The organism is Hyphomonas sp. CACIAM 19H1, assembly GCF_003325995.1.
In the GTDB taxonomy this organism is placed as follows: Bacteria; Pseudomonadota; Alphaproteobacteria; order Caulobacterales; family Hyphomonadaceae; genus Hyphomonas; species Hyphomonas polymorpha.
The window spans coordinates 392,275-412,228 of the sequence record NZ_CP016437.1; the positions used below are offsets into that span (position 1 = coordinate 392,275).

The following is a 19,954-nucleotide window of genomic DNA, read 5'->3' on the forward strand; positions in this document are numbered from 1 at the left end:
GCCTGGCCTACTTTCCGTTTACCCCCAGAGCGCTGCTCCCGGCGGCGCCACAACACCGTCCGTAAACGTCAGCCCGTCTTCAATATCGCCCGCCAGCCAGAGCGGCCCGTCCAGATCTGCCGCATCTGCCAGCTGCGCCAGCAGCACTGCCGGCGCCATCGACAGCGAGCCTGCCACCATACAGCCCACCATCACGCCCATGCCGGCCCCGCGCGCGGCGCGCGCCATGGCGATCGCTTCGGTCAGCCCGCCCGCCTTGTCGAGCTTGATATTCACAGCGTCATAGCAGCGGGCGAGGGTCTGGATGTCGGCGCTGGTGTGGGCGCTCTCATCGGCGCAGAGGGCCACCGCGCCGGGCCGCTTCAGCAGCGCCTCATCCTGGCCGGCGGGCAGGGGCTGCTCGATCAGCACCACACCCAGCTCCGCCGCCGCCTTCATCAGGGCCGGCAGATCAGCCGGGGAGAGGCCCTCATTGGCGTCGGCGATCAGGCGCGCATCGGGCCGCGCTTCATGCACTGCCTGCAGCCGGGCAATGTCGCCCGGCCCGCCAAGTTTCAGCTTCAGCAGCTTGCCCGGCGCTGCGCGCGCGGCGTCCGCCATGGCGGCAGGCGCGTCCAGCGTAATCGTCCTCGCCGTCTCCACCGGCCTGGGCTCCGGCAGCCCCGCCAGCTGCCAGACCGGCTTGCCCGCTTTCTTCGCTTCCAGATCCCACAGCGCGCAGTCCACCGCGCAGCGTGCCGCGCCTGGCTTCATCAGGCTCTGCAGGGCCTCAAGGCTGATCCCGGCCTCGATCTCTGCGCGCGCCGCTTCGATCTCCGCCAGGACAGTGTCGACCGTCTCCCCATACCGGCCATAGGGAACGCTTTCCCCCCGTCCGGAGTTATCCCCATCCGTGAGGCGCACGCGCACGGTCTCGGCGCTCGTCTTGGCGCCGCGGGAAATCGCGAACGCCGCGTTCAGAGGGGTGGAAATATGAGCAGCTTCAAGCCGGAAATGACCCATGGGTTAATCCTCACAGACGAATTGTCTTGGTTTGGCACACGCCGTCCTTAAGCATGTTTTGTTATTGAGGTCAGTCAGGACCCGAAGAATGCTGAACTCTACCGCCCCCAGCTTCACGCTTGAAGAGAGCGATGAAGGCCGCGTCCTCCGCCTCAGCGGAGACTGGACGGTGGCGACGATTAACCAGCTGGATGCCCAGCTGCGCGCCGTGTCCGGAGATGTCCCGGAATGTCTGGACGTGTCCGCGCTGGGCCGCCTCGATACTTCCGGCGCGTTTCTGATTGACCGCACCCTGCGCGAAAAGGGCGCTGCCTGGCCACCCCGTATCCTGGGTGAACATGCTTCCGTGGAGAGCCTGCTCGAGCAGGTTCACGCGCATGCCGAGCCGGCCCCGCCGGCTGAAAAGCGCGATACCGGCCTCCTCGCCCTGCTGGAGCGGACGGGCAAGGGCAGCGTTGATTTCATAAAGGAAACCCAGGCAAGCTTGGCATTCCTTGGCGAAACCCTGGTTACCGTTGCCCGCCTCGCTGTCCAGCCCTGGAAGCTGCGTTGGACCTCCATCGTCTCGGTGATGGAAGAAGCCGGCCTCAACGCGATGCCGATCATCGCTTTCCTTTCCTTCTTTGTCGGCCTCGTCATCGCTTTCATCGGCGCCACCCTGCTCAGCGATTTCGGGCTCGAAGTCTTCACCGTCCAGCTCATCGGCTTTGCCGTGCTGCGCGAATTCGGCGTGGTGCTGACCGGCATCGTGCTGGCCGGCCGCACGAACTCCTCCTTCACCGCCCAGATCGGCTCGATGAAGATGCGTCAGGAAATCGACGCGATGCAGACCCTCGGCCTCAAGCCGATGGATGTCATCGTCGCGCCGCGTGTCCTTGCGATGCTGGTGATGACGCCGGTGCTGACCTTCGTGGCCACCGTCTCCGGCATTGCCGGCGGCATGGCCGTCTGCTGGGGCACGCTGGATATCGCTCCGGCAGTGTTTCTGGAGCAGATGCGGGAAGCTGTGACACTCGACCAGTTCTGGGTCGGCATGTCGAAGTCACCGGTGTTCGGCCTCGTCGTTGCCTTGATCGCCTGCCGCCAGGGCCTGCAGGTGGGCGGCTCGGTCCAGTCGCTGGGCAAGGCGACCACCACCTCCGTGGTTCAGGCCATCTTCGCCATCATCGTCATCGATGCGCTGTTTGCCATCTTCTACATGGAGATGGGCATATGAGCGCCGACCCCGTCATCAAGATCCGCGACATGAAAGTCGCCTATGGCCGCAATGTCGTGCTCGATGAGTTTGATCTCGACATCGAGCGCGGCGAAGTCATCGGCATCATCGGTCCGTCCGGGGGCGGTAAATCCGTCACGCTACGGGCCATCGTCGGTCTCAAGCAGCCCGAATCCGGCACGGTCGAAGTCTTTGGCGAACAGCTCGGCCTGCTGAACCGGGAAGAGCGCACCGCGCTGGAGCGCCGCTGGGGCATCATGTTCCAGGATGGGGCCCTGTTCTCAAACCTCACCGTGCGGGAAAACGTCATGGTGCCGATGCGCGAGCATACCGATCTCAATCCGACCCTGCGCGCCCAGCTGGCCGACATGAAGATCCAGATGGCGGGTCTTTCCCCCAGCGCCGGTGACAAATACCCCGCAGACCTTTCTGGCGGCATGCGCAAGCGTGCTGCGCTCGCCCGCGCCCTCGCGCTCGATCCGGAACTTCTGTTCCTGGACGAGCCGACCGCCGGTCTTGACCCCATCACCGCGGCAGCCTTCGACAAGCTGATCCGCGATCTGCAGCAGGCGCTTGGCCTCACTGTCTTCCTCGTCACCCACGATCTCGACACGCTGCACGCGGTCTGTGACCGGATCGCCGTGATCGGTGAAAAGCGCGTGCTGGCCGTCGGCACGATGGACGAGCTGCGGCGCGTCGATCACCCCTGGATACAGCAATACTTTGGCGGGCCGCGCGGACGTGCGGCCTCGGCTGGCTATTAGGAGAGTTTGGACCCATGGAAACCCGGGCAAACTATGCATTGATTGGCGGTCTGGTGATCCTCGCCGCCGCGCTGGTCGCTGGCTTTGTTCTCTGGCTCGGCCAGTCGGAGTTCAGCCGCGATTACAAAGCCTACGACATCGTGTTCGATGGGCCGGTCTCCCTGGAGGAGGGGGCCGCCGTGCGCTATATTGGCATCAAGGTGGGTGAGGTCGCAACCGTCCGGGTAGACCGGGGTGACTCCTCCAAGGTGCGCGCCCGGGTCCGGGTTTCGCGCGAAACGCCGGTACGCGAAGATTCCAGCGCCTCGATCCAGCTCGCCGGCATCACCGGCACAACCTTCATCCAGATCACCGCCGGCACAGGCCGTCCGCTTGAAGCGCGCGCGGGCGAACCTGTGCCCGTCATCCGGTCGGAGCGTACACTGGTCGACCAGATCGTTGCTGGCGGCGCCCAGGCGCTCGGCCGCGCCAACCTCACCTTCGACAATATCAACAAGATGCTGACCGACGAGAACATCGCCTCGGTCAATGCCACGCTGAAGAATATCGAGATCGCCACCGGAAAGCTCGCCGCAAACGATGGCCTCATCGACAAGGCCGCCGCTGCTGTGGACGATGTCTCCCGCGCCGCCGTCGCCTTCGAGAAGGCGTCGGTCGAGTTCCAGGAGTTCGGCGACTCGGCCGATACCAGCCTGGCGGCGGCAGCCGAAGATCTCAAGATCCTCGTCGCTGATCTGCGCACCGTTGCCAAATCGGCCAGCGGCACGCTCGACCGCAGCGCAGAGGCCGTCGCTGCCGCGACTGCCATCATCGAGGGCCCGGCCACCGAAACCTTCCAGAATGCCGGTGTTGCCAGCAAGGAGCTGCGCATCATGCTTAACCGGTTTGACCGCTTCCTGAGAGAGCTGGAAAGCAATCCCCAGTCGCTGCTGGTCGGCGAAGCTGTGCCCTATGAGGAGAAACGCTGATGTTCCGCCCCCTGATCCTGGCCGCTGCCGCACTGTCGCTGGGCGCCTGCGCAAGCGTCATCCCGCAACGTGATCCGGCAGATGCCCTCTACCGGCTGAGCCCGCTCGATCCGGCTTATGAGCTGGCGGCCTCCGTCACCGTGCGTGAGCCGGAAGCCTCCCGCCTGCTGGCTGGCCGCTCCATTGCCGCCGAAGATGAAACCGGCGCGATGCGCTATGTGCGTTCTGTTCAGTGGACGGACCGCGCCACCAGCCTGATGCAGGAAGCCCTGCTCGACCTGCTGAGCGGGGAGGGCGCCAATGTGGCCCTGCCGGCGCAGGCGGGCGCTTTCACCGATTTCGAATTTTCCTGGCGCATTTCCGACCTCACCCTGAAGGGGGATGCGGCCCGCTGCCGCCTTGAAGGCGCGATCCTCCGGGGCAAGGAACGCAGCGTTTTCCGCCAGACCTCGATTGCCACCTCGGCCACTGCGCGGGGCCGCACCGACGCGGCGCGCGCCGAGGCGCTGGTGCAGGCCGGGCAGGCCTGCGCGCGGGAAGCGGCCGCCTTCATTGCCGACGCCACCCGCCAGCCCTGAGGAGCCTTCTCCGGAAAAGAAAACGCCGGCCGCGTCTGACGCGGCCGGCGTTTCTGTTTCCTGAAGCGGTGGCCGATCAGCCGGACTTCATTTCGTCGAAGGCCAGATCCTTGTCGACGCGCACATCCTGGGGCAGTCCCAGCACGCGCTCGGCGATGATGTTCTTCAGGATCTCGTCGGTGCCCCCGGCGATCCGCAGGCCCGGCGCCCACATGAAGCTCTGCTGGAAGATCGCATCGGCCGGCATCCGGTCGGCTTCGGTGATGATGCCGTAATGGTCCTGCATCTCGATGGCCGAGTTGCAGATGTCCTGCAGATGGTTGGCGGTGATGATCTTGCCGATCGAGTTTTCCGGGCCGGGCGTCTGGCCACGGGACAGAGCCGTCTGGGTGCGGAACTTCGTCAGCTTGTAGCCCTGCGCGGCGACATACCAGTCAGCGAGTTTCTCGCGGAAGGCCTGGTCGTCCATCGTGCCGGCGGTCTTGGCATAGGCCATGATCTCACCCCAGTCGGGACCGGGCGAGCCACCCACAGCAAGGCGCTCGTTCATCAGCGTCACGAGGGCCACTTTCCAGCCCGCGCCGACTTCGCCGAGACGGTCAGAGTCCGGAATGCGCACATCGGTGAAATACACCTCGTTGAACTCGCGGCCACCGGAAGCCTGGTGGATCGGGCGGACTTCCACGCCGGGCTGTTTCATGTTCACGATGAACATGGTCAGGCCTTTGTGCTTGGGCACTTTCGGATCGGTACGGACCAAGAGAATGCCGTAGTCGGAATAGTGCGCGCCTGAGGTCCAGACCTTCTGGCCGTTGATCACCCACTCGTCGCCATCCTTCACCGCGCGGGTCTTGAGGCCTGCCACGTCCGAACCGGCCGAAGGCTCGGAGAAGAGCTGGCACCAGATTTCCTCGCCGAAGAGGGCTTTCTGGACATATTTCTTCTTATGCTCGTCAGAGCCGAACGCGATCACGGTCGGGATGCACATGCCAAGGCCAATGGCGAACGGGCCGGTCGGCGCGTCATACTTGGACTCCTCCTGGCCCCAGATAACGGCTTCCATCGAGGTGCCGCCGCGGCCGCCCCATTCCTTGGGCCAGGTGATCTGGGCAAACTTGTTCTCGGCCTTGGTCTTCTGCCAGGCTTTTGCGCGGGCGAGTGCGGACTCGCCGGATGCGCGTGGCTTGGCACCGTTCTTCAGCTCCAGATGTTTGGAGAGGAAGTCGTTGGCCTCTTTGCGGAAGGCGGCTTCTTCGGGGGTATCATTGAAGTCCATGGGGCACTCCGTTCGTTATCGTCTGTGTTTGCTGTTTTTGATTATCGGGTGGGGTAGGGCGGGAAGGCTCTGTCCCCGGATTTTTTTGCCGTGTGCGGATGCTGCCGGCGTGTTGCCATATTCCATCCGGAATTGCGTCGTCCTATGACACGCAGGCGCCGGGGCGATTCCGCCGGGGGCGTCAAAAGAAAAAGGGACGGATACTCATGTCGCAAGTCGTTACGAAATCTCGCAGGTTCATCGGTGCCGCAGCGGCCTCTCTGCTGATCGCTGGGCTTGCCCATGCCGGTATCGAGATTGATGTCGGCGGTACCAAGATTCCTGCCACCAACCTGACCTTCAGCGTCTCGCAGCAGCCGGTCTATGATCCGGAAACCTACATGCCGGTCGAGCCAAAGCGGTCCGAACTCTACACCGGCTCGCTTTACGTCACGCGCAGCTTCGACACCTCGTCCGTCAAGGTTCTGAGCCATGTCATCAACGGCACGAGCGTTCCGTCCCTGCAGATCACGATGACCACGGATGGCGCGCCGGGCCGTCAGGTCTGGAAGCTGACGAACGCCACGCTCAACAACTACTCGACCTATTCGGGCGAGGGGAATGCCGTGATCGAGAACTTCGACATCTCCTACGACACCGCCACGCTGCAGGTCTTCACCGGCCCCGGCAACACCCCGGCAGATACGCTCACCTGGAAGTCGGCCGGCACGAACAACTATCCGGGCGTTCCTGCCGCAGCGGCAGAATAATCCGGGCGCCGGGCGGCGGGACATCTCCTGCCGCCCGGTCCTTCCGTAAGAGGCAGATGCCTCAGGCCGCATTCTTGGCCTCAAGCGCACGCACCAGCTTTTCCTTCCAGACCTTCGGCGCGCCGGCCTGCACGTTCAGCAGCTTGGCGCGGCGATAGAAGAGGTGGCAGTCGACTTCCCAGGTGAAGCCCATGCCGCCATGCGTCTGGATGTTTTCCTTCGAGGCAAACCAGTAGGCTTCCGACGCGGCGACGCGGGCGGCAGCGGCGGCTTCCGGCAGTTCGGCGGCGCCGGTGGAAAGCGCCCAGGCGCCGTAATAGCAGTTGGACCGGGCCACTTCGTTCTTCACATACATGTCCGCCAGCTTGTGCTTGATCGCCTGGTTGCCCCCGATCGGGCGGCCGAAGGCATAGCGGTTCTTGGCATAGTCATTGGCCATTTCGAGGCAGACCGAAGCGCCGCCCAGCTGTTCAAAGGCCAGCAGAACGGCCACGCGGTTGAGCAGCTCATCATTCAGCGTTTCGCCTTCGCCCTTGCCGCCGAGGCGCTCGGCCGGGGTGCCGGAGAAGGTGATCTCGGCATGGCTGCGCGTCGGGTCGAGCGTCTGCACGCTCTTGCGGGTAACGCCGGCGCCGGAGAGGTCCACCAGCACCAGCGAGGCGCCCGAACCTTCCTTGGCCAGAACAATGGCATGGGTGGCGATGTCGCCATCGGTCACCGGGATCTTGGTGCCCGAAAGGGTCTTGCCATCGAACGTGGTCTTCAGGCTGGCGGCGTCGGGATGGCCGGGGCCTTCGCTGGCGGCATAGGCGCCGATCACTTCGCCGGCGGCAATCTTCGGCAGCAGGGCAGCTTTCTGGCCGTCATTGCCGGCGAGCTTCACCGCTTCGGTCAGGTAATAGGCGGTGGAGGCAAACGGTACCGGCGCAATCGCGCGGCCCATTTCTTCGGCCAGCACGCACATCTCCAGCATGCCCAGGCCCAGGCCGCCATGCTCTTCCGGAATGGCCGCGCCCAGCCAGCCCATCTCGCCGATCTTGCCCCAGAGCTCCTTGTGATAGGCTTTCTTGTCGTCGTTCAGAACCGTGCGCACGACAGCCGTGGTGCATTCCTGCGAAAGGAATTTCCGGGCCTCATTGGCAAGGAACTTTTGGTCTTCGGAAAAATCGAAATTCATGGCGCGTCAGGCTCCCAATCGCCCTTGCGGGCGTGTCTCGTTTATCGCTGATGAGGAACCATAGCGCGCTTTACGCGCACGGAAAGCCGTGACCCAAGGGAAACAAATTCGCCCGTTACTTCGGGGAAATTTGATCGATTGTGCTTACCTCGGCGACATACTCCTCTGGCATGTATGCGGGTTGATCGAGGTGGGGTCATCCGTCATGGCAAAGGCGCTGTTTCACAAGTCTCAGCGGGTTTACGTAAAGCCGGTGGGCACCTGGGTGCCGATCGAGCGGGTGGTGCCCCATTGGGTGAAGGGTGTCGATGAGCCCCTGCGTATCACCTATGATTGCGGCCTCGGCCGGCTGTTTCAGGCGCATGAACTTGTGTCTGAAGAGGCCATGCACCGCCAAGAACGCAGCGAAGAAGATGACGAGGACGACACGCTGATCGAGCAGTGGCGGGTCGTCCGGCGCCTGATGAAATGGCGTTCCGGAGACGGGCAGGTGGCGCTCGGTGTGACGCCGGGCACCTATCCGGCAGTTGCTACCGATGACGGGCCCAATAGCGGCTGGCGGGTGCCGGCCACGGAATATGACCGCGATCCGGCCCGCGTCGAACACCAGGCCCGGATGATTGCCCACACGCCCGATCTTTTCCGCGTTGCGCGCAAGATTGCGGAGTTCGCTGGTGCCAATCCGAAGAATGTGCCCGAGGAGCTGCGCCCGGTGGCGGCGCGCTGCGCCAAGATCCTGCGGGCTGTTTATCGCCTGGAAGAAGACACAGCCGCGACCGCGGCGGAGTGATCAGGGCCGCACGCCCGCGCTGAAGCGGATCAGCGCTGCGCCGGCCAGGGCGCCCAGAAAGTTTGCCAGCGCGTCGAGCACCGATCCTTCGCGGCCGGCATCCCCCATCGCCTGGGCAAATTCCAGCCCGATCCCGTAAACCGTGGCCACGATCACCGCGCTCAGCCAGCGCTTGGGATGCAAGGCGAGTGTCAGAGGGGCGGCAAGCCCGGCATAAGCCAGGAAATGGTTCACCTTGTCGGTAAAGACGGGGGCCGGACCCTCATCCACCGGCATCAGCGACAGATAGGCAACGACGATGGCGACCACCAGGGCGGCAAAGGCAGCCAGCCTGCGGATCAGCCGCAAAGAGGGAGGATGACGCATGGTCCCCCTTTGCCAGAGGGCTACCGTATGGGCAACGGGCCTCGACGGCGCAGGCCCGCTCCGGTATCCCTGCAGGCCTGTCACCCCTCCCGGAGACCCGATTGATGCGAACTGAAACCCCCGTCGCCGTCCGCCTTGCTGATTATACGCCCTATCCCTTCTCGATTGATGAGGTCCGCCTTGAGTTCCGGCTGGACCCCGCCGCCACGCAGGTGCGCGCCACAATGAAGGTGACCCCGGCAGGCAGCGGCCCGATGCGGCTCGACGGGGAGGCCCTGACGCTGAAATCGATCCGGCTGGCTGCCGAGGGGAGCGCACTCTCGATCCTGCCGCCTTCGGACTATGCGCTGGATGATCACGGGCTGACACTGACGGCGCCGCCGTCGGGGCCGTTCACCCTTGAAACGGTGGTGGAGATTTCGCCGGAGAAGAACACCGCCCTTTCGGGGCTCTACATCTCTGGCGGGCGCTTCTGCACCCAGTGTGAAGCCATCGGCTTCCGCCGCATCACCTATTATCCCGACCGCCCGGATGTCATGAGCAGCTTCCGTGTGCGGATTGAAGCGGAGAAGGCGAAATATCCGCACCTCCTTTCCAACGGCACGCCGGGGGAGGCGGGCGATCTGGAAGGTGGCTGGCATTTTGCCGAATGGGACGATCCCCATAAAAAGCCTGCCTATCTCTTTGCCCTCTGCGCCGGCGAGTATGATGTGTTGCGCGACAGCTTCACCACCGCCAGCGGCGCGCATGTCGATCTCGGCATCTATGTCGACAAGGGCGAGGCCGCCCGCGCCGCCTGGGCGATGGACAGTCTCAAACGCTCCATGCGCTGGGACGAGGAAGCCTATGGCCGCGAATATGATCTCGGCGTGTTCAACATCGTGGCGGTGCGCGACTTCAATTTCGGCGCCATGGAAAACAAGGGCCTCAACATCTTCAACTCCGCCTATGTGCTGGCAGATGAAGCCACGGCCACTGATCTTGATTTTGAAGCCATCGAATCCATCGTGGCGCATGAATATTTCCACAACTGGACCGGCAACCGCATCACCTGCCGCGACTGGTTCCAGCTCTGCCTGAAGGAAGGGCTCACGGTCTTCCGGGATCAGAACTTCTCCGCCGACATGCGCTCGCGCCCGGTTCAGCGCATCAAGGATGTGATCAAGCTGCGCGCCCGCCAGTTTGCCGAAGATGCCGGCCCGCTGGCCCATTCGGTGCGCCCGGACAATTACGCCGCCATCGACAATCTCTACACGGCAACCGTGTATGAGAAAGGCTCCGAGCTGATCGGAATGCTCCGCAGGCAGATCGGTTCGCAGGATTTCCGAAAAGGCATGGATCTCTATTTTGAGCGCCATGATGGCCAGGCGGTCACGATCGAAGACTTTTACGCCTGCTTTGAAGCGGCAACAGGGCAGGACTTTGCCCAGTTCCGCCGCTGGTATGCCCAGGCCGGCACGCCGGAAATCACGGTGGAGGAAAGCTGGGACGCGGCGAGTTCGACCCTGACAGTGAAGCTCTCCCAATACACCCGCCCCACCCATGGCCAGCCGGTGAAGAAGCCGGTGCCGGTGCCGTTGCTTTCCGCGCTGCTGGACGGGAAGGGTGGGCATGTCGCCGCTACTGACCGCGCCGCCGAGCCGTTCCTCTATGTGCTGGATACCGAGCAGGCCGAAATGGTGTTCCGCCTGCCGGCCGGCAGCGCGCGCCCGCTTGTGTCGCTCAACCGCGATTTCTCCGCTCCGGTGCGCCTCAAGCGCGCGCTGAGCCGGGATGAGCGGCTGGCGCTCGTCCGGGCAGAGACAGACCCGTTCAATACTTGGGATGGTCTGCAGACGCTGATCAAGGAGGAAATTCTCACCCTGGCAGACGGTTCGCAGACCGCGCCGGATACTGCCCTCGTTGGCGCTATCGGCCAGGCGGTTCGCGGCGCGATGGGCGACCCGGCCTTTGCCGCGCTGCTGACGCGCCTGCCGGATGTGGGCGAGCTTTTTCTGGAGCGCGAGCCTGCCGATCCGGTCGCCCTCTCGGCCGCCCGGCGCAAGCTGCAGGCCGCCATTGCTGCCGAGCTTGCGCCGGAAATTTCCGAGACCCTCGCGAAAGCTTCGCCTGCGCCCTACAATCCGGGCGCAGAGCAGGCGTCGATCCGCGCGCTGCGGTCAGCCTTCATCATGCTGCTGGGCGGGCGCGGTGACGCGGCCGGCACCCTGCTCGATCTCTACCGCAATGCTCCGAACATGACCGAGCAGCTCTCGGCGCTGCGCGCGCTGACGGTTTCGGCAGGGGCGGGTAAGGAAGAGGCACTGGCGGATTTTGAAGCCAGATGGAAGCAGAACGCCCTCGTCATGGACAAATGGTTCTCGGTTCAGGCTGGCCTGGGCACGGCAGAGGATGTCCGCCGCCTGATTGCCCATCCGGATTTTGATCTGCGCAATCCCAACCGGGTGCGTTCGGTGGTCGCCGCCTTTGCGATGCAGAACCTCGCCGCCTTCCACGCCCCCGATGGCTCCGGCTACCGGGCGGTAGAAGAGACGATCCTGGCCGCCGACAAGGCCAACCCCGCCCTGGGCGCGCGCCTGATGACGGCATTCGAACAGTGGCGCCTGCTGGAACCCAAGGCGGGCGCAGAGGCGGAAGGGTGCCTCAAGCGCCTTGTTGCAGCAGGCCTTTCTCCCAATGCGATGGACATTGCCAGCCGCGCCCTCGACGGGGACGCGAAAGGTTAATTCCACAGCTAACTTTGTTAACGAGCGGTCAATGTTTCAGGCGGAAAAGGTAGGCTGACTGTTTCCCGGAAGTAGCAGACGTCAGGCTCCACCTTGGCAAGATCGCAGGCCCGTTCTCAGCTGACACCAGCTGCTGCCGCAGACACGGCTGCAGCAAAGGCTGAGGCACGCCGGCTGCGCGTTCTGGTTCCGCTGATCCTCGGCCTCCTGGCACTTGCGCTTGGCCTCAAGGCCTGGGACGAGCGCCAGACCGCCGAAGCCAGCCGCCTCATCCAGATCGAGAGCGAAGCCCGCCATCTGGCCGCGCGGATCGAAGCTGCGGGCAATGTTGCCATAACCGCCATTTCGATTGCCGAGGGCGGCAGTGTTCCGCGGGCTGAAACCGCCAGCCTCACGCCGGGCATTGATGCCATCGTTTCCCTGCGCGACGCGTCCCAATCGCCCGAAACCTCGCGCCTTGGCGCGGGCGTGGCGGCCGCCAACCGGATGATGGAAGAAGGTGCCCTGATCGGCCTCTCGGCGCAGGGAGATATCGTCTTCCTGGCGGCGCTGGACGAGCGCAATCCCGTCATGGCGCTGACGCAGGCTTCCCAACTGATTGGCCAGCCGGGGGAAGGGGCCCGGATCACCCTGCTGGGCGAAGGCAATACGTTCGGGACCGGTGATACGTCTCTGACGGCCGCAGCGGCGGCGGGCGCGTCCCGTCCCCGGATCATCTCTACGGGCGGCACACGCGCGGCAATCGCCTGCGCCCCGGCAGGCAGCGGCGCGCTGTCAGTCTGTGTCGCGGTCAGGCAGCCCCTGCTGACGCGGGCTGATCTTCTCAGCTTCGCGATCTTCGCGCTCCTGGTGGCCGCGCCCACCTTCACGCTGTTCGGCCTGTCGCGGCGGCTTTCCCTGCGCCAGCGGGAGATCGCGATCCAGGAAACCCGCAACGAGGAGTCCGACCGTATTCTCGGCCTCGTGATGCGCGGCGCGCGGGCGGGCTATTGGGAATGGTATCAGGGGCCGGGCGCCCTCTTCCTCAGCGAAGGGGCGGCAGATCTGGTCGGCATCGCCAGTTCAGGCCGCGTGGCGCTCGAGGAACTGCTCGACCGCGTGCCGGTGGAAAGCCGCAGCTATGTGAAGGAGGGTTTCTCCAAGGCCCGCAGCATCGGCTGGGTACATCTCACTTTCATTGCCCAGACCAGCCCTCTGCGCTGGATCGAAATGCGGGGCAGCGTCTCCACCGATCCTGTCACCGGCACGACTGTTTTCGGCGGCATCATGATGGACGCGACCGAGCGCAAGCAGGCCGAAGACCGGGTGAAGACGGCAGAGCGCCGTCTGCGCAACGCCATTGAAGGCTTCAACGGCCCCTTTGCTCTCTGGGATACGCGCAAGCGCCTACTTTACTGGAACCGTGCCTTCGCGCTGGATTTCGGGCTGCAGGATACGCTGCGGCCGGGCATGAGCCATGATACGGTGGTGATCGCGCGGGCAGGGGCGGTGGCCAATGAGCGCCGGTCCGAGGAAGACATGCGCACGACGATGCTCGCCCTGCGCAATGGCCGCTGGCTGAAGATGGTAGAGCGCGCCACGCCGGATGGCGGGCTGATCACGGTCGGCATCGATGTGACCGAGAATGTCCGCAATGAGGACGAGTTGAAGAAGCAGAAGGAAAAGCTGCGCCGCGCCGCGCTGGACCTTGAGCGTTCCGAAGGCCGCTCCAATGAACTCACCCGGAAATATTCGGAAGAAAAGGAAAAGGCTGAGCGCGCCGCGCTCGCCAAATCCGCCTTCCTGGCCAATATGAGCCATGAGCTGCGCACGCCGCTGAATGCCGTGATCGGCTTTTCGGAAATCATGACGAACGAGCTTGCCGGCCCGCTGGGCGATCCGTCGTACAAGGAATATGCCAAGGATATTCTCATGTCCGGCCAGCACCTGCTCGACATGATCAACGACATCCTCGACATGGCCAAGATCGAAGCGGGCAAGATGACCATCAGCCCACAGCCGATTGATCCGATCGATCCGGTGGACGCTGCCATGCGCATGATCCGCCGCAAGGCCGAGGAAAAGGCGATCAATCTTGTGCTCGAGGCCGAAGACAACCTGCCTGACATCGACGCCGATCACCGCGCCATCCGGCAGATGATGCTGAACCTGCTTTCCAACGCGGTCAAATTCACTGACAATGCCGGCACCATCACCGTACGCGTCGAGCAGCGGGGCACCGATATCTATTTCGGCGTCACCGATACCGGGATCGGTATTCCGCCCGAAGACCTGCCGCGCCTGGCCCAGCCTTTCGAGCAGGTGGCCAAGACCAAGGACCGCAACCATGAGGGCACGGGCCTCGGCCTCGCCCTCACCAAATCCTTTGCCGAGATGCATGGGGGGCGGATGCTGCTGTCTTCCATCTATGGTGAGGGAACAACGGTCGCCTTTGTGCTGCCGATCGGCGGGCCGTCAGCGCTCCGCTTCGATATCCAGCGGGATGTGGCCTGAGGATCAGGGGCGCTGGTTCCAGCTGAGCAGCTCGCTGCGGGCCGGTGTTACGATCAGTTCGCCCCAGGCCCCGGTCTTGAGTTTCCGGTCAAGCCCGGCGGGCATTTCGTCCACCACATCGGGCAGGAAGCGGGCGATGCCGTTGGAGGTAACGATCAATGCGTTGGCGTCTTCCGGCAACTTTGCCGCCCGCGCGAGGAGGGCCCGCCAGCCCGCGCGGAGGACGCCGGGGTCAATCTTCCAGCCCGGCGGGGGTGTGCCGTCCCGGTCCCAGGCTTCCAGGGCCGGGCCAAGACGCGCAGCAACCACGTCTTCCGGCTGATTTTCATCCGGGCCATAGTCGATTTCGGTCAAAAAAGGCGCGATCAGCAGGGCCGGGCTGTCGCTCCGCTGGCTGAGGATCGCGCGGGCTGTCTGCCGGGTGCGCACCAGCGTCGAACAAAGGGCGGCGGTGAAGCGCGTTCCGGCAAAGTGCGTGGCCAGATGGCGGGCCTGCTCGCGGCCCGAGACGGAGAGCGGCAGGTCCGTGCGCGCGCCGACACGGGTGACGGTATCGCCCTTGTCGAAGGTGTTGCCATGGCGGACGATAAACAGGCGGGCCATGGCTCAGGCTGCGTCCGGTTCGCCCAGTTCGGCCACGAGCCGCTCGGCAAGGGCAATATCCTCGGCCGTATCAATGCCGGGAATGGCGATCCGGCCGGGCTTTACCTCGACGGCCTGAACCGTGAACCCGTTCTCGATCAGGCGCAGCTGTTCCAAGCCTTCCAGCCGCTCATAATAGCTTTCAGGCAGGGCGCAGTAGCGCCGCAGCGTATCGAGACGGAAGCCGTAAAGGCCAACATGCTGGCAGACCGGCGAGAGATCGTTCAGCTTACGGAGCTCAGGTTCCTTGCGGATGGCAGGCAGGATATTCTTGGAAAACCAGATCGCCTGGCCCTTGGGGTTTCTTACCAGCGTCGTACCGGAGAAGGGCGTTTCGGCCTTGTGGGCGCGCAGCTGGTCGAGCGCGGCCCAGCTCAGCTGGATATAGGGCGTGGCCGCGTCGGCGCCGGATTTCTCAAGCGCTTTGACGACAGCCACAACATGGGCCACGGGCGTGAAAGGCGCATCGCCCTGCAGGTTCACCACGAAGTCCGGGCTCATGCCAAGGCCATCAACCGCGGCGAGAGCCCGGTCAGACCCCGAGGGCAGGGCCGGGTCGGTCATCACGACACTGATGTTATTGTCGCGGCAGTATTCGAGGATGCGCGTGTCATCGGTGGCCACCACGCATTCGGTGCCCTTGCCGAGCTGGGCCGCAGCGCGCCGGGCAAGATCTGCCACGCGGCTTACCATCGTCTTGCCGGCGATCTTGGCCAGCGGTTTGCCCGGCAGCCGGGTGGAGCCATAGCGGGCGGGAACAACGATCAGGGTCTGCATGTCCGTATTCCCCCGATCAGAGGCGGGGGGAGGATTGCAGCTGCCCGTCATTCTGCATGACCTGGACAAGCGCCAGGATCGGGCCGACCCATTGCAGCGAGGCTTCCGGCACGCCTTCATTGCGCAGGAACTGGGTGAAGGCCGGCACAAAATTCTCATGCCGCCCGCATTGCGCAATGGCTGAATTCAGTTCCGGCACCACGACGGTTTCAAAGCTGCGGGCAAAGCGCTGGATGTCTTCGGCCTTGGCGGCGAGGATCACGCTCTGCACCGGATCAACCCGGCCATCTTCGCGCGTCAGCCGGCGCAGATCATTGACGAGGCCGCGATTGTCCATGGCGAATTTGCCGAGGATGCGGTCAGTGCGGTATTGCACCCATTCGGTGGTGCAGGGCTCAGGCTGGGTCGCGCAGGCGCCGAGTGAGGCAAGCGCCATGGCGGCCAGGGCAAAGCGGATCATCATGCAGGAGGGCCTCCGGGCGGTGAGCTTTTGCTCGACCCTAGCCGCAACTGCCGGGCGCGGGAAGCGCTGGTTCAGGCCGCGCCGCAGCTCTCCTCATTCAGGCGCAAGGCCGGGGAGAAGGGGAAGAGGCTCGTATGCTTCTCCTCACCCAGCAGATCCGCAGGAATTTCAGCAGGGGCCGGGGGCGCGGGTACGGCCTGCTTTTTGTCGCTGCTGGTTTTGGTGGAGAAGGTGAAGGTATGCTTGTTGCTGGCGGACGATTGCTGGCGGAATTTGGCTTTCTCCTGCTCGCTGAGGCCATCATTCGAATTGATGAACCCGATCGTCTTCTCCGTGCGCAGCACGTCCTTGCCTCCGGCAGCGCAGGCAATCTTCACGCTGTAGCCATCATCGGTCTTGCGCTCGACGATCCGGGTTTCACCTTCGGCCAGGTTGAGGGCGACGCACTCCTGGACCAGATCGGGGATCACCGAGGTGCGCGCTTCCACCCGGGCTTCGAAGTCCTTGCCATAATAGCGCTCGACTTCGGCTTCGATGCGGGCCGCTTCAGCCTCGATCCGCGCGGCATTGGCTTCTATTTGGCGCTCAAGTGCCTCGGCGCGAACCTCGTTGGCCTTGTCCATACGGGCTTCAAGCCGGGCAGAGCGGGCTTCGATCTGAGCTTCCATCTCTGCGGCGCGCGCTTCGATTTGAGCAGCTTTAGCTTCCATGCGAGCTTCAAACTCCTCGGCCCAGGCATCGATTTCATCTTCGGACATGCCGGCGAAGTTCATCGAAATGCCTTCAAAGGCCGCTTGGGTGCCGAGGCTTGCGCCCATCATTGCGAGCTCGGTGCTGAGACGCGTGATCTCCAGGAAGTCCGGGTCCTTGCTCATGTCGGCGACGGCGCCGAGCACTTCCGGGCCGGTAAGCTCGGCCACATCTCTTGCGATGCTGGCCGAGAGGTCCTTGACCTCCGGCGGCACCGGCGGTTTGGGCAGGATGCCCTGCACCGGGTCGGTCAGGAGGACCACCTGGCGGTTGTCGATCTTTTCGCCGTCGAGCCAGAGCGTGCCATTCTGGATTTTGAGATCCTTGCGGTGGTTTTCTCCAGCTGCGGCCACGGAGGCCGTGCCTACCAGCGCCGTGGTGCCGAGGAGAACGGCGGCGCCAAATCCGATCCAGCGGCGGCGCGAGTCAGGGGCGGGATAGGACATCAGCTTCAGCCTTTCCTTGAGGGCGTGGGTGAGGGGCAGGCTGGTGGTCAGCGCAATGCGGGCTGGCATCTGCATCCGCACGGCTTTCACCAGCGTCGAGCCATAGGCATGGGGGCTGGCATGGCCGCGGCGCAACACATCAGCGTCACAAGCCGCTTCCTGATCGGTGCGGAATGCTTGACGGGCGATATAGGCCAGCGGGTTGAACCACATCAGGGCAAGGAAGATTTCGGATGCCTGCAGGGCCCAGAGGTCGCCGCGTTTCACATGGGTCAGCTCATGCGCAATGGCGGCGCGGGCTTCGGTGCGGGAATAGTCTTCGGCAAACCAGGCGGGCAGGACCACAGCCGGGCGGAAGAGGCCGGTGACGAAGGGGCCGCTGGAGATCAGGCTGGTGACGATCCGCGGCAGCCGCTTGAGGCCAGCTTCTCGCGCCACTTCGATCGAGAGCGCTTCCAGGTGACCGGTCACCGGCTGGCCTTCGCGCTCTACCACAGCCATGAACTGCATGTGGGTGTAGAGGCTGCGGGCGAGCACATAGGCAACCCCGGCGAGCCAGACGGCAAGGACCGTCATGCCAGCATAGGCCAGAAGGTCTGGTGTTTCGAGGAGGCCCTGCAAGGGGGCGGGCGCGGCCAGGTTGACCGGTGCCTCGGTGATGACTGGTTGGGCAGCCGGGAGAATTTCGGCCGGGATGGCCGGCGCGGCGCTGCTGGCCATGGCCGAGGCGGCGGTTACCGTTTCATGCGCGGTGCTGGTGCTGGCGGTGACGGCGCCGCCATCGCTGGTCGCGGGAAGGCGGAACCAGCTGAAAAGGGAGGCCTGCACGTCATGCGGCAAAGGCGGCAGGACCAGCCGGGCCACCGGCAGCAGCCAGAGGGCGTAGGCTATGCCGGCGCCGAAATGCCGGGCTACCGGCTTGCGGACCACAAGCACCAGGATGATCAGGAGCGTAACGGCCAGAGCCGCTTCAAGCGCATGAGCCAGATAGGTATCGGGAAGCTGGATAATCATTTCTTCAGCTCCCCCAGAAGCTTTTCGAGTTCGGCGATATCATCATGAGTAAGGCCGCGCGTGTCGGCGAGATGGGCGACCAGCGGGGCGGCGCGGCCGGAGAACACCCGGTCCACGAACTGGCCGGCCGCCTTGGCCTTGTATTCAGCCTCGTCGATGGCGGGGAAATAGAGATAGCGGCGGCCATCCTCACGGGTGGTGAGGGCGCCTTTCTCGACCAGGCGGGCGAGGAAGGTTTTAACCGTGCGGACATTCCAGTCTTTCCCGTCGCCCAGCTTCTCATGGACATCGGACGCGGCGAGACCGGGTTCCTCCCAGAGGACCCCCATGACTTCAAGTTCGGCGGCTGAGATCTGCATCATGGTAGGAAACCCCTGTCGACTACACACGTGGTCAATACGATTGACTACAAGCGTGGTCAATAGGGGGAATATGAAATCGGCGTAAGCTGCTTCCTGTCTGGGCGGCGCGGCTTCCCGTCCCTTCATTTCCGGGAAACGCTCTTGTAGAGTTTCTCCAGTCCGGTGTGTGCTGCTGGCGAGTCGTGTGGAGTAGAGTAACGTGAAGAAACCCGGCCAGGTGGTTGCGTCCTCCGCAGATATGCGGAAAGTCTGCAGGGGAGTGGCCGCAGGACACGGTCCATCGGTAAAGAGAGAAGAGAACCGGGAGGCGCGGGTGCTGGAGAATTTTGAAGCGGCGGCGCGCGGCGGAGATCGCAGCTGATGCGCCGGTTCCGCGAAGAGATGAAATCCGGCGGCGAGATGACCGGGATCGAGTTTGGCGATCCGATCAAGCCGTTTGCCGCCATCTGGATCCATGCGACCGGCTTCAACGCGATGACCTATCAGTCCCTTCTGGCGCCACTTGGCCTGCGCGCCCGGATCGGCGCGCTGGACATGCGCGGCCATGGCCGCACGACCATTCCGACCAAGGGCGGCCTGACGAGCTGGAACCGTTACCGCGATGACGTGATCGAGTTCCTGGAGAAGGAAGCGCCCCAGGGCGTAGTGCTGGGCGGGCATTCGATGGGCGGATGCGTGGCTCTGCTGGTGGCGGGCAAGCGGCCGGACCTGGTGAAAGGCCTCGTGCTGGCAGACCCGGTGATCCTTTCACGGAAGACCTATTTCTGGAACCATGTGTTTCCTCCCTTCAACTGGCTGTTTGCGCGCAACAAGATGGCCTCGCGCGCGAAGAAGCGCCGGGGCGAGTTCGGATCCTTCCCCGAGGCGCTGAAGTCTTACACCGGACGGGGCGCGTTCCAGTCATGGCGCGAACCTTTCCTGGCGGACTATCTGCTCGACGGGATCGACCGCGTGGACACCGGCCCACAGGACGCCGATACCCAGCGCTGGGCGCTGACCTGCACGCCGAAATGGGAAGCCAGGACTTTTGGCGCGCAACGCCATGCGCCGTGGGCCGCGCTGAAGAAGGTGCGCAAGAACAAGATTCCCATCGTCATCATGCGGCCGACAAGGGATTCGGTGATTTCCGACAAGGTGCGTGCCCAGATCATCCAGCAGAACCCATCGCTGATGATGCGGGCGGTGCGCGGCACATCCCATTTCCTGCCGATGGAAGCGCCGTATGAAGTGCGCGACCAGCTGTCGGCCTTCATCGCCCGCCTGGTGGAGCGGCTGACCTTGGAGGAAGATGCGCCCGTGGCGCGCGGCCTGCGCCAGAGACGGCGCCGGGCAGGGTAGGCGGGCTTTTTCCGGCACGGAGGGTCGGAGCGCGGTCCTTTGGGGCGGCCGGTTTTG

At 64.2% G+C, this 19,954-nt stretch carries 18 protein-coding genes; 9 read left to right on the forward strand and 9 right to left on the reverse strand.

Annotated features, from left to right (window positions below; all coding sequences use genetic code 11):
• Positions 1-18 precede the first annotated feature (18 nt).
• Positions 19-1,002: an N-acetyl-D-Glu racemase DgcA gene (dgcA, locus tag BBF93_RS01900; RefSeq protein ID WP_114104803.1), complete on the reverse strand. Its 984-nt coding sequence runs from the start codon at positions 1,000-1,002 to the stop codon at positions 19-21.
• A gap of 88 nt (positions 1,003-1,090) precedes the next feature.
• Between dgcA and BBF93_RS01905 the strand changes: the two genes are divergently transcribed.
• The 4 genes from BBF93_RS01905 to BBF93_RS01920 are packed head-to-tail and all read left to right on the forward strand — an operon-like array spanning position 1,091 to position 4,528.
• Complete coding sequence (locus tag BBF93_RS01905; RefSeq protein WP_035594072.1) at positions 1,091-2,218, forward strand: ABC transporter permease; 1,128 nt, start codon at positions 1,091-1,093, stop codon at positions 2,216-2,218.
• A complete protein-coding gene (locus BBF93_RS01910) occupies positions 2,215-2,982 on the forward strand; it encodes an ABC transporter ATP-binding protein (RefSeq protein ID WP_035594074.1) in 768 nt (255 codons plus the stop codon). The genes BBF93_RS01905 and BBF93_RS01910 overlap by 4 nt, the downstream gene beginning before the upstream one ends.
• Positions 2,983-2,996: 14 nt before the next feature.
• Positions 2,997-3,950, forward strand: coding sequence for an MlaD family protein (locus tag BBF93_RS01915; protein ID WP_114104804.1), 954 nt, complete (start codon positions 2,997-2,999; stop codon positions 3,948-3,950).
• Positions 3,950-4,528 (forward strand): ABC-type transport auxiliary lipoprotein family protein, encoded by a 579-nt coding sequence (locus BBF93_RS01920; RefSeq protein ID WP_114104805.1) that lies wholly within the window; start codon positions 3,950-3,952, stop codon positions 4,526-4,528. Before BBF93_RS01915 ends, BBF93_RS01920 begins: the two co-directional genes overlap by 1 nt.
• Positions 4,529-4,604: 76 nt before the next feature.
• Here the strand turns inward: BBF93_RS01920 and BBF93_RS01925 are convergent, their stop codons facing one another.
• Entirely contained in the window at positions 4,605-5,804 is a 1,200-nt protein-coding gene (locus BBF93_RS01925; RefSeq protein ID WP_035594078.1) for an acyl-CoA dehydrogenase family protein, read from the reverse strand.
• Between the two features lie 206 nt (positions 5,805-6,010).
• Between BBF93_RS01925 and BBF93_RS01930 the strand changes: the two genes are divergently transcribed.
• Entirely contained in the window at positions 6,011-6,553 is a 543-nt protein-coding gene (locus BBF93_RS01930; protein ID WP_162786368.1) for a type VI secretion system tube protein Hcp, read from the forward strand.
• A gap of 61 nt (positions 6,554-6,614) precedes the next feature.
• On the opposite strand, the gene BBF93_RS01935 is transcribed toward BBF93_RS01930, so the two are convergent.
• On the reverse strand, positions 6,615-7,730 hold the full coding sequence (locus BBF93_RS01935; protein ID WP_035594082.1) for an acyl-CoA dehydrogenase family protein: 1,116 nt from the start codon (positions 7,728-7,730) through the stop codon (positions 6,615-6,617).
• Between the two features lie 205 nt (positions 7,731-7,935).
• On the opposite strand from BBF93_RS01935, the gene BBF93_RS01940 reads away from it, so the two are divergent.
• Positions 7,936-8,520, forward strand: coding sequence for a hypothetical protein (locus BBF93_RS01940; protein WP_199288430.1), 585 nt, complete (start codon positions 7,936-7,938; stop codon positions 8,518-8,520).
• Here BBF93_RS01940 and BBF93_RS01945 read toward each other — a convergent pair whose 3' ends face one another.
• Positions 8,521-8,886, reverse strand: a complete 366-nt coding sequence (locus tag BBF93_RS01945) for a VanZ family protein (protein WP_114104807.1) — start codon at positions 8,884-8,886, stop codon at positions 8,521-8,523. It abuts the gene before it with no gap.
• 104 nt (positions 8,887-8,990) lie between these two features.
• On the opposite strand from BBF93_RS01945, the gene pepN reads away from it, so the two are divergent.
• Entirely contained in the window at positions 8,991-11,612 is a 2,622-nt protein-coding gene (gene pepN, locus BBF93_RS01950; RefSeq protein ID WP_114104808.1) for an aminopeptidase N, read from the forward strand.
• Between the two features lie 93 nt (positions 11,613-11,705).
• A complete protein-coding gene (locus BBF93_RS01955; protein WP_114104809.1) occupies positions 11,706-14,105 on the forward strand; it encodes an ATP-binding protein in 2,400 nt (799 codons plus the stop codon).
• 3 nt (positions 14,106-14,108) lie between these two features.
• On the opposite strand, the gene BBF93_RS01960 is transcribed toward BBF93_RS01955, so the two are convergent.
• The 5 genes from BBF93_RS01960 to BBF93_RS01980 form a co-directional block, all read right to left on the reverse strand.
• Positions 14,109-14,708 carry a histidine phosphatase family protein gene (locus tag BBF93_RS01960; RefSeq protein WP_114104810.1) on the reverse strand — a complete coding sequence of 200 codons (600 nt, stop codon included), beginning with the start codon at positions 14,706-14,708 and terminating at the stop codon, positions 14,109-14,111.
• Positions 14,709-14,711: 3 nt separating this feature from the next.
• Positions 14,712-15,524, reverse strand: coding sequence for a manno-octulosonate cytidylyltransferase (locus tag BBF93_RS01965; RefSeq protein ID WP_114104811.1), 813 nt, complete (start codon positions 15,522-15,524; stop codon positions 14,712-14,714).
• A gap of 16 nt (positions 15,525-15,540) precedes the next feature.
• Complete coding sequence (locus BBF93_RS01970) at positions 15,541-15,987, reverse strand: hypothetical protein (protein WP_114104812.1); 447 nt, start codon at positions 15,985-15,987, stop codon at positions 15,541-15,543.
• A gap of 71 nt (positions 15,988-16,058) precedes the next feature.
• On the reverse strand, positions 16,059-18,197 hold the full coding sequence (locus tag BBF93_RS01975; RefSeq protein WP_035594097.1) for a M56 family metallopeptidase: 2,139 nt from the start codon (positions 18,195-18,197) through the stop codon (positions 16,059-16,061).
• Positions 18,194-18,559, reverse strand: a complete 366-nt coding sequence (locus tag BBF93_RS01980) for a BlaI/MecI/CopY family transcriptional regulator (protein WP_035594099.1) — start codon at positions 18,557-18,559, stop codon at positions 18,194-18,196. Before BBF93_RS01980 ends, BBF93_RS01975 begins: the two co-directional genes overlap by 4 nt.
• A 360-nt stretch (positions 18,560-18,919) precedes the next feature.
• Here BBF93_RS01980 and BBF93_RS01985 point away from each other — a divergent pair, with 360 nt between their 5' ends.
• Positions 18,920-19,897 (forward strand): alpha/beta fold hydrolase, encoded by a 978-nt coding sequence (locus BBF93_RS01985; RefSeq protein ID WP_233349237.1) that lies wholly within the window; start codon positions 18,920-18,922, stop codon positions 19,895-19,897.
• Positions 19,898-19,954 lie beyond the last annotated feature (57 nt).